At 35.9% G+C, this 17,572-nt stretch carries 16 protein-coding genes, 2 tRNA genes and 1 other annotated feature; all 18 genes read right to left on the reverse strand.

The window, feature by feature from the left end; translation table 11 throughout:
- Window positions 1–110: 110 nt before the first annotated feature.
- The gene (gene rpoC, locus bsdE14_RS06275) at window positions 111–3,647 is read right to left on the reverse strand and encodes a DNA-directed RNA polymerase subunit beta' (protein WP_264849102.1); all 3,537 of its coding nucleotides are present in this window, start codon (window positions 3,645–3,647) and stop codon (window positions 111–113) included.
- A gap of 20 nt (window positions 3,648–3,667) precedes the next feature.
- Window positions 3,668–7,369, reverse strand: a complete 3,702-nt coding sequence (gene rpoB, locus bsdE14_RS06280) for a DNA-directed RNA polymerase subunit beta (RefSeq protein WP_264849103.1) — start codon at window positions 7,367–7,369, stop codon at window positions 3,668–3,670.
- A 301-nt stretch (window positions 7,370–7,670) separates the two neighbouring features.
- Window positions 7,671–8,036 carry a 50S ribosomal protein L7/L12 gene (rplL, locus tag bsdE14_RS06285; protein ID WP_264849104.1) on the reverse strand — a complete coding sequence of 122 codons (366 nt, stop codon included), beginning with the start codon at window positions 8,034–8,036 and terminating at the stop codon, window positions 7,671–7,673.
- Between the two features lie 31 nt (window positions 8,037–8,067).
- Window positions 8,068–8,571, reverse strand: a complete 504-nt coding sequence (gene rplJ / locus bsdE14_RS06290) for a 50S ribosomal protein L10 (protein ID WP_264852231.1) — start codon at window positions 8,569–8,571, stop codon at window positions 8,068–8,070.
- 35 nt (window positions 8,572–8,606) lie between these two features.
- Window positions 8,607–8,737 (reverse strand) — a sequence feature (ribosomal protein L10 leader region).
- Window positions 8,738–8,774: 37 nt separating this feature from the next.
- Entirely contained in the window at window positions 8,775–9,473 is a 699-nt protein-coding gene (rplA, locus tag bsdE14_RS06295) for a 50S ribosomal protein L1 (RefSeq protein ID WP_264849105.1), read from the reverse strand.
- Window positions 9,474–9,526: 53 nt separating this feature from the next.
- On the reverse strand, window positions 9,527–9,952 hold the full coding sequence (gene rplK, locus bsdE14_RS06300; RefSeq protein ID WP_264849106.1) for a 50S ribosomal protein L11: 426 nt from the start codon (window positions 9,950–9,952) through the stop codon (window positions 9,527–9,529).
- Window positions 9,953–10,028: 76 nt separating this feature from the next.
- A complete protein-coding gene (nusG, locus tag bsdE14_RS06305; protein WP_264849107.1) occupies window positions 10,029–10,550 on the reverse strand; it encodes a transcription termination/antitermination protein NusG in 522 nt (173 codons plus the stop codon).
- A gap of 48 nt (window positions 10,551–10,598) precedes the next feature.
- On the reverse strand, window positions 10,599–10,832 hold the full coding sequence (secE, locus tag bsdE14_RS06310; RefSeq protein ID WP_264849108.1) for a preprotein translocase subunit SecE: 234 nt from the start codon (window positions 10,830–10,832) through the stop codon (window positions 10,599–10,601).
- Between the two features lie 39 nt (window positions 10,833–10,871).
- Window positions 10,872–11,021 (reverse strand): 50S ribosomal protein L33, encoded by a 150-nt coding sequence (gene rpmG / locus bsdE14_RS06315; protein WP_264849109.1) that lies wholly within the window; start codon window positions 11,019–11,021, stop codon window positions 10,872–10,874.
- A 215-nt stretch (window positions 11,022–11,236) separates the two neighbouring features.
- Window positions 11,237–12,430, reverse strand: coding sequence for an elongation factor Tu (tuf, locus tag bsdE14_RS06320; RefSeq protein ID WP_264849097.1), 1,194 nt, complete (start codon window positions 12,428–12,430; stop codon window positions 11,237–11,239).
- Window positions 12,431–12,515: 85 nt separating this feature from the next.
- Window positions 12,516–12,591: transfer RNA gene (locus bsdE14_RS06325), tRNA-Thr, on the reverse strand.
- 11 nt (window positions 12,592–12,602) lie between these two features.
- Window positions 12,603–12,676 (reverse strand) — tRNA-Gly (locus bsdE14_RS06330).
- Between the two features lie 68 nt (window positions 12,677–12,744).
- The gene (sigH, locus tag bsdE14_RS06335) at window positions 12,745–13,386 is read right to left on the reverse strand and encodes an RNA polymerase sporulation sigma factor SigH (protein ID WP_264849110.1); all 642 of its coding nucleotides are present in this window, start codon (window positions 13,384–13,386) and stop codon (window positions 12,745–12,747) included.
- A gap of 73 nt (window positions 13,387–13,459) precedes the next feature.
- Window positions 13,460–13,972 carry an NYN domain-containing protein gene (locus tag bsdE14_RS06340; RefSeq protein ID WP_264849111.1) on the reverse strand — a complete coding sequence of 171 codons (513 nt, stop codon included), beginning with the start codon at window positions 13,970–13,972 and terminating at the stop codon, window positions 13,460–13,462.
- A 1-nt stretch (window position 13,973) separates the two neighbouring features.
- Entirely contained in the window at window positions 13,974–14,717 is a 744-nt protein-coding gene (gene rlmB, locus bsdE14_RS06345) for a 23S rRNA (guanosine(2251)-2'-O)-methyltransferase RlmB (RefSeq protein ID WP_264852232.1), read from the reverse strand.
- Window positions 14,718–14,927: 210 nt separating this feature from the next.
- A complete protein-coding gene (gene thyX / locus bsdE14_RS06350; RefSeq protein ID WP_264849112.1) occupies window positions 14,928–15,668 on the reverse strand; it encodes an FAD-dependent thymidylate synthase in 741 nt (246 codons plus the stop codon).
- Window positions 15,669–15,738: 70 nt separating this feature from the next.
- Window positions 15,739–16,161: a Mini-ribonuclease 3 gene (locus tag bsdE14_RS06355; protein ID WP_264849113.1), complete on the reverse strand. Its 423-nt coding sequence runs from the start codon at window positions 16,159–16,161 to the stop codon at window positions 15,739–15,741.
- An 11-nt stretch (window positions 16,162–16,172) separates the two neighbouring features.
- Window positions 16,173–17,570: a cysteine--tRNA ligase gene (gene cysS / locus bsdE14_RS06360; protein WP_264849114.1), complete on the reverse strand. Its 1,398-nt coding sequence runs from the start codon at window positions 17,568–17,570 to the stop codon at window positions 16,173–16,175.
- Window positions 17,571–17,572 lie beyond the last annotated feature (2 nt).

The raw sequence follows: 17,572 nt of genomic DNA on the forward strand, positions 1-17,572 counted from the left end.
CCTCCTTGAAACGTGACATTCACAGAGACAATACTAAAAAGCATTGTCTCTATAAAATCACACAAGTTGTATTTTATCATTTATGTTGTAGTATGTCAATAAATTAAATTCTATGCTTGAACTTCACTTGCAGCTTCTACTTCTTCTTTATCTGCTTCTGTACTAATCTTTATTGATCTGTATCTTGTCATACCAGTACCAGCTGGAATTAACTTACCGATAAGTACATTTTCCTTTAATCCAACAAGAGGATCTATCTTACCCTTAATTGCTGCATCAGTTAATACTCTTGTTGTTTCTTGGAATGAGGCTGCTGACAAGAAGGAGTCAGTTGCTAAGGCAGCTTTGGTTATTCCTAAAAGGGCTACTTTACCTTCAGCTGGCTTACCACCTTCAGCTTCAACTCTTTCATTTTCTTCATTGTAATCAAAGATGTCAACTAGTGTACCTGGAAGCATATCTGTATCTCCAGATTCCTCTATCTTAATCTTTCTTGTCATCTGCCTTACTACAACCTCTAAGTGCTTATCATTTATATCAACACCTTGTAGTCTGTAAACTTTCTGAACTTCTGAAAGAAGATAGTTCTTAACACCATTTACTCCCTTGATTCTTAATATATCATGAGGATTTACTGAACCTTCAGTAATCTCATCTCCTGCTCCTATTACATCGCCTGAGCTTACTTTTAATCTTGAACCAAATGGAATATCATAGCTATTTTCTTCGCCAGATTCAGTAGTAATAAATACTATTCTCTTCTTCTTAGTCTCTTCAACTCTTACAGTTCCTGGAACTTCAGTAACAATTGCAAGTCCTTTTGGCTTTCTAGCTTCAAATAATTCCTCAACTCTTGGAAGACCTTGTGTTATATCGGCTCCAGCAACTCCTCCTGTGTGGAATGTTCTCATAGTAAGCTGAGTACCAGGTTCACCAATTGATTGTGCTGCAACAATTCCAACTGCTTCTCCGATATTAATTTTCTTTGCAGTAGCCATATTCATACCATAGCACTTTGCACAAACACCAAATTTTGCTTTACAAGTAAATACGGATCTAATATTAACCTTCTTTACTCCAGCCTTTTCTACAGCTTCGGCCATAATAGCATCAATGTAGGTATCTCTTGGTACTATTATCTCACCAGTTGAAGGATCTTTTATATCCTCTGCAGGATACCTTCCAGTAAGTCTCTCTCTAAGAGTTTCAATAACTTCATTTCCCTCTTTTATTTCACTTACTGTATAACCTTCTGTAGCTCCACAATCTTCTGATCTTACTATAACGTCCTGACTTACGTCAACAAGTCTTCTAGTAAGATATCCTGAGTCAGCAGTCTTAAGTGCAGTATCCGCATTACCCTTTCTAGCACCATGTGTAGAAATAAAATATTGTAATACGTCAAGACCTTCTTTAAAGGATGCTGTTATAGGAAGCTCTATAATCTTACCTGAAGGATTTGCCATAAGTCCTCTCATACCAGCAAGCTGTTTAATCTGTGATTTTGAACCTCTGGCTCCAGAGTCAGCCATCATGAATATTGGGTTAAATTTGTCCAAGCTATCCATAAGAGCATCAGCTACATCCTCTGTAGTCTTAGTCCATTTATCAATAACTCTTTCATATCTTTCTTCTTCTGAAATAAATCCTCTTCTGAACATTTTCTCTATTTTATCTACAGCTGCATCTGTTTCTGCAAGAAGAGTTTTCTTAGCTTCCGGCACTACCATATCTGAAGTAGCAACAGTAATAGCTCCTACAGAGGAATAATGGTATCCTTTAGCCTTAATATTATCAAGCATTATTGAAGTTTCACTAGTTCCATACTTCATATAGCACTTATCTATTATCTTTCCAAGGTTTTTCTTACTTACAAGGAAATCTATCTCAAGCTTGAATTCATTTTCTGGTATGCTCCTATCAACAAATCCCAAATCTTGAGGAATAGATTCATTGAATATAACCTTACCAATTGTTGTGTCTATTATTCCACTTCTCTTTTCACCATTTACTTCCTTGGTCATCTTAATCTTAACCTTGGAATGAAGGTCGATTTCACCTGTTTGATAAGCTAATAAAGCTTCATCTGGTGAAGAGAAGGCTCTACCTTCGCCCTTTGCACCATCTTTATCAATAGTTAAGTAATATGAACCTAAAACCATATCCTGTGTAGGTACACAAACTGGTTTACCATCAGATGGCTTTAGTATATTATTTGCTGCAAGCATTAAAAATCTAGCTTCAGCTTGAGCTTCTACAGACAATGGTACGTGAACAGCCATTTGGTCACCATCAAAGTCAGCATTATATGCAGTACATACTAGTGGATGAAGTTTTATTGCTCTTCCTTCAACAAGTACTGGCTGGAATGCCTGAATACCTAATCTGTGTAGAGTAGGAGCACGATTTAATAATACTGGATGATGTTGAATTACTTCTTCAAGTACATCCCATACTTCAGTCTGAACTCTTTCTACCATTCTCTTAGCACTTTTTATATTATGAGCTATTCCTGTTTCTACAAGTCTCTTCATTACAAAAGGCTTAAATAGCTCTAGTGCCATTTCTCTTGGAAGACCACATTGATACATCTTTAATTCAGGTCCTACAACGATAACTGAACGTCCTGAGTAGTCAACACGTTTTCCAAGAAGGTTTTGTCTAAATCTTCCTTGCTTTCCTTTAAGCATATCTGATAAAGACTTAAGAGGTCTGTTTCCAGGACCAGTAACTGGTCTTCCTCTTCTTCCATTATCTATAAGTGCATCTACGGCTTCTTGAAGCATTCTCTTTTCATTTCTAACAATTATGTCTGGTGCACCTAAATCCAATAATTTTTTCAATCTATTGTTTCTGTTTATAACTCTTCTGTAAAGATCATTTAAATCAGATGTGGCAAATCTGCCTCCATCAAGTTGAACCATTGGTCTTAAATCTGGAGGGATTACTGGAATAACATCTATTACCATCCATTCAGGTTTATTACCTGATTTTCTAAATGATTCAATTACTTCAAGTCTTCTAATTATTCGTATTCTCTTTTGTCCACTGCTAGTTTTCAATTCAGACTTTAAATCAACTGAAGATTGCTCTAAATCAATTTCATGAAGAAGTTTCTTTATAGCTTCTGCTCCCATGCTTGCTGCAAAGCTTTCTTCACCATATTTATCAACAGCTTCTCTATATTCTTTCTCGTTTAAAAGCTGCTTCTTTAATAATGGTGTTTCTTTTGGATCTAGAACTACATAGGATGCAAAATATAGTATTTTTTCTAGAGCCCTTGGAGACATATCAAGTATTAATCCCATACGTGATGGAATTCCCTTGAAGTACCAAATATGAGATACAGGGGCAGCAAGTTCAATATGCCCCATTCTCTCACGTCTAACCTTAGACTTTGTAACTTCTACTCCGCATCTGTCGCAGACTATACCTTTATATCTTACTCTCTTATACTTACCGCAGTGACATTCCCAGTCTTTTATAGGTCCAAATATTCTTTCACAGAATAGACCATCTCTTTCTGGTTTTAAAGTTCTATAGTTTATTGTTTCTGGTTTCTTAACTTCACCTCTTGACCATTCTCTTATCTGTTCTGGAGAAGCTAATCCTATCTGTATGGCATCAAAATTATCTAATTCAAACAAGGGTACATCCTCCCTTCATATTAGTGCTCATCGTTAAAATCATCTAGTTCTAAATCTTCATTGAAATCTTCTAGAGGGAGTTCATCATAATCTAATTCTACTTCCTCTTCCAATTCCTCTTCTACTTCTGGATAATCTTCACTCGGAGCTGGTGGTACGAAATCTTCTGTACCTTCAATGTTAACATCTAATTCTTCAAGCTCTTCTTCTACTGACTCTTTAAGTTTAACTTCTTGATTATTATCATTAAGTACCTTAACGTCTAGACATAGAGCTTGTAATTCTTTAATAAGAACCTTGAATGATTCTGGTACTCCAGGTTCTGGTATATTTTCACCCTTAACGATAGCTTCGTAGGTTTTAACTCTACCAACTACGTCGTCTGATTTAACAGTTAGTATTTCTTGTAGAGTGTACGCTGAGCCGTATGCTTCTAGGGCCCAAACTTCCATCTCTCCAAATCTTTGACCACCAAATTGTGCCTTACCACCTAGTGGCTGTTGAGTAACTAATGAATATGGTCCAGTTGAACGAGCGTGTATCTTGTCATCTACCAAGTGGGCAAGTTTCAAGATATACATATATCCAACAGTAACTCTGTTTTCAAATGGTTCACCAGTTCTTCCGTCATAAAGCCATGTTTTACCATCACCATTATAGCCTGCTTTTTCAAGGTAGTCTTTTATATCATCATCTGAAGCTCCTTCGAAAACAGGTGTAGCTACATGCCATCCCATATTGCTTGCTGCCCATCCAAGATGAACTTCTAGAACCTGACCAATATTCATACGAGAAGGAACTCCTAGAGGATTTAAGCATATTTGAAGTGGTCTACCATCTGGTAAGAATGGCATATCTTCTTCAGGCAGTATTCTTGAGATAACACCTTTGTTACCGTGTCTTCCTGCCATCTTGTCTCCAACGGATATCTTTCTCTTTTGAGCTATATAACATCTTACTAATTTATTTACTCCTGGAGGAAGCTCATCACCATTTTCTCTTGTAAATACCTTTACGTCTACGATGATACCTGCTTCACCATGAGGAACCCTCAGTGATGTATCTCTAACTTCTCTAGCTTTTTCGCCAAATATTGCTCTAAGTAATCTTTCTTCTGCAGTTAGCTCAGTTTCTCCTTTAGGAGTTACCTTTCCTACAAGTATATCCCCTGAACGAACTTCAGCACCGATTCTTATAATTCCTCTTTCATCTATATCTTTAAGTGCATCTTCTCCGACATTTGGTATATCTCTAGTAATCTCTTCTGGTCCAAGCTTAGTATCTCTTGCTTCTGCTTCATATTCTTCAATGTGAATAGAAGTAAACACGTCATTAGCTACTAGCTTTTCTGAGATTAGCATAGCATCTTCGTAGTTATATCCTTCCCAAGTAATAAATCCTATAAGTATGTTCTTACCTAATGCAATTTCTCCAAGATCAGTTGATGGTCCATCTGCTAGAACAGTACCAATTTCAACTATTTCACCTTTAGAAACTATTGGTTTTTGATTTATACATGTACCTTGGTTGGATCTCTTAAACTTAAGAAGCTTGTAGCTATCTGTGCCACCGTCAGAATCTCTTCTAACTCTTATTTCATTTGCACTAACATAGCTTACAACACCTGCATTTTTAGCCTTTGGAAGTACTCCTGAATCAACAGCTGCTTTATATTCTATACCTGTACCTACTACTGGAGCCTCCGCCTTTAAAAGTGGAACAGCTTGACGTTGCATGTTTGATCCCATAAGTGCACGAGATGCGTCGTCATTTTCTAGGAATGGTATCATAGCTGTTGCAACAGAAACTAATTGTCTTGGAGATATATCCATTAAATCAACATCTTCTCTAGGAACAATTAATACATCTTCCTTTGACCTTACATTTATCTTCTTGTCAATGAATCTACCTTCTTCATCAAGAGGCTCAGTAGCCTGACATACAAGGAATTCATCTTCTTCATTTGCAGTAAGATATACTATTTCATTAGTAACCTTTCCAGCCTTTTTATCAACCACTCTATATGGGCTTTCTATGAATCCATATTCGTTAACCCTTGCATATGTAGCTAAAGAGTTTATAAGACCTATGTTCGGACCTTCTGGTGTTTCTATAGGACACATTCTTCCAAAGTGGGAGTGGTGAACGTCTCTAACCTCAAAGCCAGCTCTTTCTCTTGACAAACCTCCAGGTCCTAAAGCTGATAGTCTTCTCTTATGTGTTAATTCTGAAAGTGGATTTGTCTGGTCCATGAACTGAGAAAGCTGTGAGCTTCCAAAGAATTCTTTTATAGCTGCTGCTACAGGTCTTATATTTATAAGTGCCTGTGGTGTTATTACTTCTTGGTCCTGAATAGTCATTCTTTCCTTGACTACTCTTTCCATTCTGGATAGTCCTATTCTAAATTGATTTTGTAATAATTCACCTACAGATCTAAGCCTTCTGTTACCTAAGTGGTCAATATCATCAACATGACCAACCGCATAAGTTAAGCCTAACTCATAGCTTATTGTAGCGTAAATGTCGTCTCTGATTATGTGTTTTGGTATCAATCTATGAATATTCTTCTTTATTTCTTCTTTAATTGTCTTTTCATCACTGTAGTTGTCAAGGATTTCTCTTAATGTTGGATAATGAACAAGTTCTCTTATGTTTAAATCATCTACATTAAAGTCTACAACTTTGTTTAATTTAACAAAGTGATTTCCTATTACTCTTACTACTTTATCCTCAACTTGGATATCTACAGCATTTATACCGGCATCCTGAATTTCGTATGCCTTTTCTCTATCAATCTTTTCACCCTTTTGTACTAGAATTTCACCAGTCATTGGGTGAACCAAATCCATTGCAGCAATTTGGTTAGTAATTCTTAAGTTAAGTGCCAACTTCTTGTTGAATTTATATCTACCAACTCTTGATAAGTCGTATCTCTTAGCGTCAAAGAATAATGAGTCGATTAGTGATATGGCACTATCTACAGTTGGAGGTTCTCCTGGTCTTAGTCTCTTGTATATTTCAAGAAGACCCTCTTCCCTAGTTTTAGTGTTGTCCTTCTCAATTGTAGCTTTTAATCTTTCGTCTTCTCCAAAGAAGTTAACTATTTCGGTGTCACTGCCATAGCCCATTGCTCTTGCTAATATAGTTATTGGCAGTTTTCTAGTCTTATCAATTCTTACATATATTACATCGTTAGAATCTGTTTCATATTCTAACCATGCACCTCTGTTTGGTATTACAGTCGATGAGTAAAGCTTCTTACCTGTTTTGTCTACTGTATAACTGTAGTATACTCCAGGTGATCTAACCAACTGACTTACGATAACTCTTTCTGCACCATTAATAACAAAGGTACCTTGTTCTGTCATAAGCGGGAAGTCTCCCATAAATACTTCTTGTTCCTTGACTTCTCCTGTTTCCTTGTTTAGCAGCCTTACTTTAACCTTCAGTGGTGCTGCATATGTGGCGTCTCTTTCTTTGCACTCTTCTACAGAGTACTTGATGTTATCCATATCAAGTTTATATCCAACAAACTCTAGAACAAGATTGCCAGTATAGTCAGCTATTGGATTGATGTCGTCAAAAACTTCTTGCAGTCCTTCATCCAAAAACCATTGATAGGAATCTAATTGAACCTCAATTAGGTTTGGCATATCTGCCACTTCTTTGATCTTGGAAAAGCTCATTCTTGTTCTTTTACCAACTTGGACAGGATGTACCATATACTATCACCCCTTGTATAAACTAAAAATAACCAAAAACACACACTATCCCCTAGGACTTTGTGTTTCTGGATTTCACACACGTTATCATCATATTAGTATAACCTATTTTGTAAAAATAATTCAAATTTATAAAATTATTCATCTAAATTCTGGTTATACACTTAGTAATCAATGCAATTAATTATGTTATCATAATTTGATCAATAAGTCAATATAAATATAATTAAGGATAAAATTTGTAATAAAATTTTAAAGGAGGCACTCAATAAAGTGCCTCCTTTATGCTCTTAAAATAAATTTACTTTATTTCTACAGTAGCTCCAACTTCAGCAAGTTTAGCTTTTATGTTTTCAGCATCTTCTTTGCTTACGCCTTCTTTTAATGTCTTAGGAGCTCCGTCAACTACTTCTTTAGCTTCCTTTAAGCCAAGACCAGTTAACTCTCTAACAACTTTTATAACCTTTATCTTTTCAGCGCCTGCAGCAGTTAATACTACATCGAATTCAGTCTTTTCTTCAGCAGCTGGAGCAGCAGCTACAGCACCTGCAGCAGCAACTGGAGCAGCAGCACTAACTCCGAATTCTTCTTCGCAAGCCTTTACTAAATCATTTAATTCTAATACAGTCATTTCTTTTATAGCTTGAATAATTTCTTCTCTTGTCATTTTAAAAAGCACCTCCGCAAATTATTATTTATTAAGCCTGTTCAGCTGATTCTTTCTTTTCTTTGATTGCATTTAATAAGTATGCAAGATTTGATAATGGAGCTTTGAAGCTTCCAAGAAGTTGAGCAATAAGAACTTCTCTTGAAGGTATGCTCGCAAGTTTTGCAACTTCTTCTGAGTTATATATAGTTCCATCAACAATACCAGCCTTTAACTCTAATTTCTTATGAGTTTTAGCAAAGTCATTAAGTACTCTTGCTGGAGCAGTTGCATCTTCATATCCGAATGCTACAGAAACTGGTCCTTCTAAGTATGATACTACTCCGTCTAGACCTAGCTCTTTTGCCGCAAGTGTAGTTAAAGTATTTTTGTAAACTTTATATTCTACTCCTGCTTCTCTAAGCTTCTTTCTTAATTCTGTATCTTCTTCAACTGTTAAGCCTTGATATTGTGAAAAAACAACACCTTGAGCTTTTTCTAGCTTTTCTCTTATTTCTGCTACTTTTGCTTCCTTAAGTTGTCTATTCTTGTTTATCACTTTGTGTCCACCTCCTCACAGATTAAATCTGCTGTATAAAAACTAAAGGCCTCTCCTGTAGACGCGGAGAGACCTAGATATCATTATCTATTGGAACCCTCGGTAGGTTGGTTAACCGTTATGCTTTTGCACCTACTGTCTACGGAGTATTTACTTATCAACCTTTTAAATTTTATCAGAATTAAATCTGTCTGTCAATATTAATCTAACACTTTAGCTGGATTAATTTTTATACCAGGTCCCATTGTGCTGGATATTGACACAGACTTAATATATTGTCCCTTAGCAGCTGCTGGTTTAGCCTTTACTATAGCTTCCATCATACTCTTATAGTTATCAGCTAACTTTTCAGCTCCAAAGGATTTCTTTCCTAGTGGAACGTGAACTATAGCAGTTTTGTCAACTCTATATTCAACTTTACCTGCTTTAATTTCAGCAATTGCTCTAGTAACATCAAATGTTACTGTTCCTGATTTTGGGTTTGGCATTAATCCCTTAGGTCCAAGTACTCTACCTAATCTACCAACAACACCCATCATATCTGGAGTTGCAACAACTACATCAAAATCGAACCAGTTTTCACCTTGGATTTTGCTAACTAATTCTTCTGCTCCAACATATTCTGCTCCTGCAGCTTCTGCTTCTTTAGCCTTTTCGCCTTTTGCGAAAACTAAAACTTTAACAGACTTACCAGTACCATGAGGAAGAACTACAGCTCCTCTTACTTGTTGGTCTGCGTGTCTTGGGTCAACACCAAGTCTTACAGCTAATTCGATTGTTTCATCAAACTTAGCTTTTGAAGTCTTTACAGAAAGCTCCATAGCTTCAGCAACTGTATATAAAGCGCTTTTATCAACAAGCTTTGCACTTTCTAGGTAATTTTTTCCCTGTTTTGCCATTTTGCTAATCCTCCTTTGTGGTAATAACGGTTTTTACCTCCCACCGATTTCAATTAGTCTTCTACTACTATACCCATGCTTCTTGCAGTTCCAGCAACCATGCTCATTGCAGCTTCTACTGATCCTGCATTTAAATCTGGCATCTTCAATTCTGCGATTTCTCTAACCTTAGCCTTTGAAACCTTAGCAACTTTAGTCTTATTAGGTACACCTGATCCACTTTCAATTCCACAAGCCTTCTTTAATAATACTGCAGCTGGTGGAGTCTTTAGTATGAAACTAAAGGATCTATCTTGGTATACTGTAATAACTACTGGGATTATAAGACCTGCTTGATTTGCTGTCTTTGCATTAAATTCCTTACAAAATCCCATGATGTTAACACCGTGTTGTCCTAGTGCTGGTCCAACTGGTGGTGCTGGAGTTGCTTTTCCTGCAGGAAGTTGAAGTTTAATCATTCCTACTACTTTCTTTGCCATGAGTTTACACCTCCTATATTGTGGTAATGCGGACTTATCGTCCTCCCACTTATGAAGACTTACGTCTTATAAGCAATTAATCTAGTTTTTCTATTTGGTTAAAATCAAGTTCAACAGGAGTTTCCCTGCCAAACATGTTAACTAAAGCTTTAAGTTTGTGTTTCTCAGTATTAATTTCTTGAATTAGAGCCACAAAGTTTTCTAATGGTCCTGATACAACCTTAACGCTTTCGCCTACCTCAAGGTCTATTTCTACAGGCTTATCTTGTATACCCATATTATTAACCTCATCATCGGTAAGTGCTACAGGTTTTGATCCAGGTCCAACGAAGCCAGTTACGCCTCTTGTGTTTCTAACCACATACCAAGAATCATCATTCATTATCATTTTTACTAATACATATCCTGGGAAAATCTTTTTCAAAGTAACTTTTTTCTTTCCATCTTTTATTTCCACTTGTTCTTCCATAGGAACTTGAACATCATGAATTAGATGGTGAAGATTTCTATTATCAATAGTCTTCTCCAAGTTAGCTTTTACTTTATTTTCATAACCCGAGTATGTATGTACCACATACCATCTAGCTCTCTCTGCCATACATCTAAGGGACGGACTTAACCGTGACCCCTACCTCCTTTTTCACCTCTACTTAAAGATCAATTTATTAAAGAGGTTATTGAAACCATAGTCAAATACTCCAACTAATACAATATAAATAACACAGAAAGTTACTACAGCTGCTATCGCTTTTTTTACATCATTCTTGGATGCCCAAGTCATCCTTTTTAATTCTGCTTTAATTTCCCTAAAGAATTTAACTATAGCGTTAGTTTTTCCGGCAGGTTGTTTTACCTCATTTACGTTGCCGTTAACAGCCATTTTATTCACATCCTTAAAAATATTTAATGTGTCTCTATGTTATTTTGTTTCTCTATGAGTTGTATGTTTGTGGCAGAACTTGCAATATTTCTTCATTTCTAATCTATCTGGGTCATTCTTCTTGTTCTTCATAGTGTTGTAGTTTCTTTGTTTACAATCTGTGCATGCTAAAATAACCTTAACTCTCACAATCTACACCTCCCGGCTTTAGCTTAACATAACAAATATAAGATCGCCTTCGCGTATTCTTATTCTTCTTAAATCACCTAAATAATTTATCACAACTTGACAGTTCTGTCAACAAAATTAACCTTTTCGGTTAGCTGTAATTTCTACCAAAGGCAATTTTTTTATCAAAAGACTTTTAAAAGGACTAGGTCTAGAAACCCAGTCCCATTTATAAATTATTCTATTATAGAAGTAACAACTCCTGAACCAACTGTTCTTCCGCCTTCTCTTATAGCGAATCTTAGTCCTTCATCCATAGCTACTTGAGTTATTAACTCAACGTTCATATCGATGTGGTCTCCAGGCATTACCATTTCCATTCCATCTGGTAGTTTGATTGATCCTGTAACGTCTGTTGTTCTGAAATAGAATTGTGGTCTGTATCCATCGAAGAATGGTGTATGTCTTCCGCCTTCTTCTTTCTTAAGTACGTATACTTGACCTACGAACTTCTTGTGTGGATGTACTGATCCTGGTTTTGATAGTACTTGACCTCTTTCGATTTCTGTTCTTTGGATTCCTCTTAATAGAGCTCCTATGTTATCTCCTGCTTGTGCTTCGTCAAGTAGCTTTCTGAACATTTCTACTCCAGTTACTACTGTCTTCTTCTTTTCTTCACTTAGTCCTACTACTTCTACTTCGTCTCCTACGTGAAGTATTCCTCTTTCAACTCTTCCTGTTGCAACTGTTCCTCTTCCAGTAATTGTGAATACATCTTCTACTGGCATTAGGAATGGCTTATCTGTTGCTCTTTCTGGAGTTGGTATATAGCTATCTACTGCATCCATTAATTCAGCTATGCACTTTGTTGCTTCTGCATCTTCTGGATTTTCTAATGCTTTTAGTGCTGATCCTGTTATTATTGGAATATCATCTCCTGGGAAGTTGTACTCGCTTAATAGCTCTCTTACTTCCATTTCAACTAATTCTAGTAATTCTGGATCGTCTACCATATCTGCCTTATTTAAGAATACTACTATATAGTCAACACCAACTCTTGATGCTAGTAGTATGTGCTCTCTTGTTTGTGGCATTGGACCATCTGCTGCTGATACAACTAGTATAGCTCCATCCATTTGTGCTGCTCCTGTTATCATGTTCTTAACATAGTCAGCGTGTCCTGGACAGTCAACGTGTGCATAGTGTCTGTTATCTGTTTGATATTCAACGTGTGCTGTGTTGATTGTGATTCCTCTTTCTCTTTCCTCTGGTGCCTTATCTATTTCTGCATAGTTTGTTGCTTGTGCATATCCCTTCTTGGATAATACTGTTGTTATTGCTGCTGTTAATGTTGTCTTACCGTGGTCTACGTGTCCTATTGTTCCAATATTTACGTGAGGCTTATTTCTTTCAAATTTTGCCTTTGCCATTTTTCTTTTCCTCCTTTTGAGTATGAATTTATGTATTTTTTTCAAATACACTTACCCTGGTGTGTTGTATTTATTATGTATAAAATGGAGCCCATAACCAGGATTGAACTGGTGACCTCCACCTTACCAAGGTGACGCTCTACCGACTGAGCTATATGGGCAATTTTTACTTTGGAGCGGGTGAAGGGAATCGAACCCTCGTAACTAGCTTGGGAAGCTAGCACTCTGCCATTGAGTTACACCCGCAACGTAATCTAGGGAATTCGTATCGATTATTAATTTTACTCTAAGCATATATTTTTGTCAATATGTATTTACTTGGAACTCAAACTTTTTTCTAATTTTCTTTTTACCCTTTGAAGCGCATTATCAATGGATTTAGCATGTCTATTTAAGTCACAAGCTATCTCTTGATATGATTTGCCATCCAAGTAAGAAGATAGCACTTCTAGTTCCAGGTCTGACAAGATTTCCCCAATTTCACTTTCAATATGACTTAGTTCTTCTCTACTTATAACCAATTCCTCTGGGTCAGATACTTTTGCTTCAGATAATATATCAATAAGCGTTCTATCAGATTCTTCATCATAAATTGGCTTATTAAGTGATATATAAGTGTTTAATGGAATATGTTTTTGGCGTGTAGCTGTCTTAATAGCTGTAATAATTTGTCTTGTAACACATAATTCTGCAAAAGCTTTAAATGAGGCTAACTTATCTGGCTTAAAATCTCTAATAGCCTTGTAAAGCCCTATCATACCCTCTTGGTAAATATCTTCTTTATCTGCGCCTATAAGAAAGTAAGATTTAGCCTTTGCTTTAACAAAATTTTGGTATTTATTAATTAAATACTCCTGAGCTCTAACATTTCCTTTTTTTGCTTCGATAACGATTTCTTCATCTAGTTTATATTCAAATTCGTAACTTTTTTTAACAGAACTTGCACATTTTTCCAAAATATCCCCTCCACAGCAAATATCCGCCACACATCTGATTATACATTATAAGTAAATTTTAAGTCAAGGCATTTCAACGACTTCTACGTATTTCTTCTAGCTTTTCCAAAACTTCTCTTTCAATTCTATCCTCTAATGCATGTCTTTTTTCAGAATATTTCTTCCGAGTATTGACCCTTATTCTTTGTTCTGCATCTTTTACCTCATGATAAAATTCTAGCGAAGACATTCTTATAGCACCTCTTTGAAATGCCAATTGCTGTTCTAGAGAGTCTGAAGTAACAACACATACTTCTATTTTTCTTCCCACATTATTTACTGCTTTTTCGATAAAACTATCTGCGGTTGCACCCTCTTTAGTGAAAACTACCATAACATTTTCACTGATGCGTTCTTTTTTTTCTATACTGCCAGGAACTAAGTGGGCATCAAATACTACAAACACTTTATACCCTTTAAAAGCTGCATAATTTTGCAGACTTTCAATTAATGCCTGCCTGGCAGAGTCAAGATTGTAATTTTTAATTTTCTTGAGCTCCGGCCAGCTGTTTATTACATTGTATCCATCAACAAAAACGTTTCTCACTTTATCCTCGTTTTATCCTCTGTTTTAAAATCTCATACATCATTATACCACCTGCTACTGAAGCATTTAAAGAGGTTATATTGCCCACCATTGGAATTTTTATAAGTACATCACATTTTTCTTTTGTGAGTCTGGAAATTCCCCTTCCTTCACTACCAACAACTATAGCTGCTGCCCCATCAAAGTTTACATCAAAACAGTAATTTTCTCCTTCCATATCTGCTCCATAGATCCAAACACCCTTTTCTTTAAGTCCATCAATGGTATTATTTAAATTTGTAACCTTTGCTATTCTCATATGTTCTACAGCTCCTGCAGAAGATTTATAAACAGTTGGAGTAACTCCAACATTTCTTCTCTTTGGAATTATGATTCCATGAGCGCCGCAAACTTCTGCTGTCCTTATTATGGAACCAAAGTTATGTGGATCTTCAATTTCATCTAAAATTATAATAAATGGCTTTTCACCCTTACTTTCTGCATAATCAAGAATATTTTCTACAGAAAAGTATTTATATGGTGTTACTATAGCAATAACGCCTTGATGAGATCCGGTTTCAGACATTTGATCAAGTTTCTTTCTATCTACTTCTTTAACTACTATTCCATTATCCTTTGCTAGCCCAAGAACTACATTAATAGAGCCCTCAACATCTCCTTTTGCAACAAATATCTGCTCTATAGTTCTATCTGACTTTAGCGCTTCTATAACTGCATTCCTACCTTCAATTAAGTCTTCCCTCATTGGCTTTTGGGCAGCATCATCAATTGGAGCAATCTTTTGCACTCTCGTATTTTCAAATCTATTTGGTTTTGTTCCTCTATTATCTTTAGTGTTTCTGCTTTCTTTAAAATCTCTATTTACTCTTCTATCCTTTGAATTGTTTGATTTGGCATCTCTATTTCTACTTGCTTTAACCATTATATTACCTCGCTTTTATTTTCATTTTAAATACTATTTTGTTGAATATTTTGCCCTAACTTCCTCAATTTTACCACAGGTCATTTTTCCTTCTGGGCAAGGTCCTTTTACGCATCCAGGACCACAGTATCTGAAAAGTGATGGTGCCACATTTTTAACCTGTACCAACATTTCCTCTGCAAGAGTCCTTATTTCCCATTGTGCACGGTTGCAGCATCTATGCCTAAAAAAGTTCATAAGACTTCTAGCATTCATAGTAACAACAATTTTAGTTTCACAAGCATTAGGAAATACATATCTTGCATCTTCAATAGCCTTTTTTTCTGCACCTATAGAATTTAACCCTTGAGATAAATATTTATTTTTTAAAATCCCTACTAAATTATCATAGGACTTTTGACATTGTTCCATAGCTTCTATAAATGTTTGCTTTGCCTCTTCATCTTTCTCAATTTCTGGTGGTATTATGTATTCAAATTGTGCAAGCTTAACATATCTCTGGCTCTGCTGTGAGTAAGAAGCTATTCTATGTCTAACCAATTGATGAGTGAGGCTTCTTGATACTCCCTCAATTGCAAATGTAAAACTTACATGCTCTACAGGTGATTCATGACCATAAGACATAAGCATATTTAAAAATTTTTCAGTATTTTCCTCTGTTAAATCATCTAGTATCTGATCAACACCTACGGCACTATAGCACAGCTTAGCTGCGGAGGCTATAACCCTTTCAGGATTAGGTGTATGTTCTATTAATCTTACCTTTAGTTCCATATTAAATCTCCTTTTTCATAAAACATAATTATATTTTAAAACCCCTTCTTTAAGGGGTTTTAAAACATCTTTACTTTATACTATTTTTTAGTTCAACAACTAAATTTAGTATTTCATTTAATCTATCCTGTTGTTCAGTGAGATATAAATAACCCAGCAGCGACTCAAAGCCTGTTGCTGCTCTATATTCCTGCACATCAGCATTTTTAGGTACTGTTCCGGACTTAGAATTTCTACCGCGCTTATATACTTGTATTTCATCTTCCGTAAGCTTATCTTCTAATAGCTTTACAAATTCACTTTGAGCATGTGCCTTAACAAAGGCTATGGCTTCTACATGCAGCTTATGAACCGACATATCTCTATTTTTATCTACCAAATATGTTCTAACAAAAACCTCATATATGGCATCTCCAACAAAAGCCAAAACCAACGGGTTTAATGCTTTAACATCTTTTGTTGTAAACTTACCCTTTAAAACATCAAATTCCATATTCTGATCTCCTAAGCTTTTTTCCACCTAACTCCTTGTGGTGTATCTTCAAGTATAATTCCCCTAGCTTTTAGATCGTCTCTTATTTTATCTGAAAGAGCCCAATTCTTATCTTTTCTAGCTTGCTGTCTTTCAGCGATAAGAGCTTCAATCTCCTCTTCTAAGCTTCCTTTTGTTGACTTCTGAAGAATTCCAAGAGGTGTTCCAAGCTCTCTTATAATATTAAGAGCATATTCTACAAGCTCCCTTGAGGAATCGGAATTAATGTTTGTATTTACTTCTCTTACCAAGTCAAAAATTACAGATATACCATCAGCAGAATTGAAGTCGTCATCCATTTTTTCTATATATCTGTCTCTGTATCCATCCAATACTTTTTTATATTCAATCTCACTACCAGTAAGTTTCTCTATTTTAACTTCTCCAAGAAGGTTTTCAAGGTTACTTACTGCATTATACATTCTTTCCAATGCAGATTTAGCTGAATCAAGCAAATCCACACTAAAGTTAAGCTGAGTTCTGTAATGACCTGAAAGCATAAACAATCTAACTACTTCTGCATCATAAGTTTCAAGAATTTCTCTAGCTGTAAAGAAATTATTAAGTGACTTTGACATCTTTTGATTATTTACATTTATGAAAGCAGAATGCATCCAATAGTTTGCAAAAGTTTTTCCAGACCTTGATTCACTTTGAGCTATTTCATTCTCATGGTGTGGAAAAGCCAAATCCTCTCCACCAGCATGGATATCTATAGTTTCACCTAGAAGATTGTAAGCCATGCAGGAGCACTCAATGTGCCAACCTGGTCTTCCCATTCCCCATGGACTTTCCCAAGCAGGTTCTCCTGGTTTTTGAGCCTTCCAAAGTGCAAAATCCATTGGGTCCTTCTTTCTTTCATCTACACTTATCCTAGCCCCAGCTTGAAGCGATTCCAAATCCTGGCCAGAAAGCTTACCATAGCCATGAAATTTCTTTGTGCTAAAGTAAACATCTCCATCTACCTCATAAGCATAGCCCTTATCCACAAGAGCTTTTACAAACTCAACTATTTCTCCTATAAATTCTGTTGCCCTCGGATTAATAGTAGCCCTCTTAATCTTTAGAGCATCAGCATCCTTATAATATTCACTTATATATTTATCACCAAGCTCTTTAACTGTGGAGTTTTCTTCATTTGCTCTCTTTATCATTTTATCATCAATATCAGTAAAATTTTGAACAAACTTTACGTTATAACCTCTATATTCAAGATACCTTCTAAAAGCATCAAATACTACGAAGGTTCTCGCATTTCCTATATGAAAAAAGTTATACACTGTAGGTCCGCAGACATACATACTCACTTCTCCCGGCCTAATTGTTTTAAATTCTTCTTTCTGATTTGTTAGTGTATTGTAAATCTTCATTC

It is taken from the genome of Clostridium omnivorum (assembly GCF_026012015.1).
GTDB classification, from domain to species: Bacteria; Bacillota; Clostridia; order Clostridiales; family Clostridiaceae; genus Clostridium_AX; species Clostridium_AX omnivorum.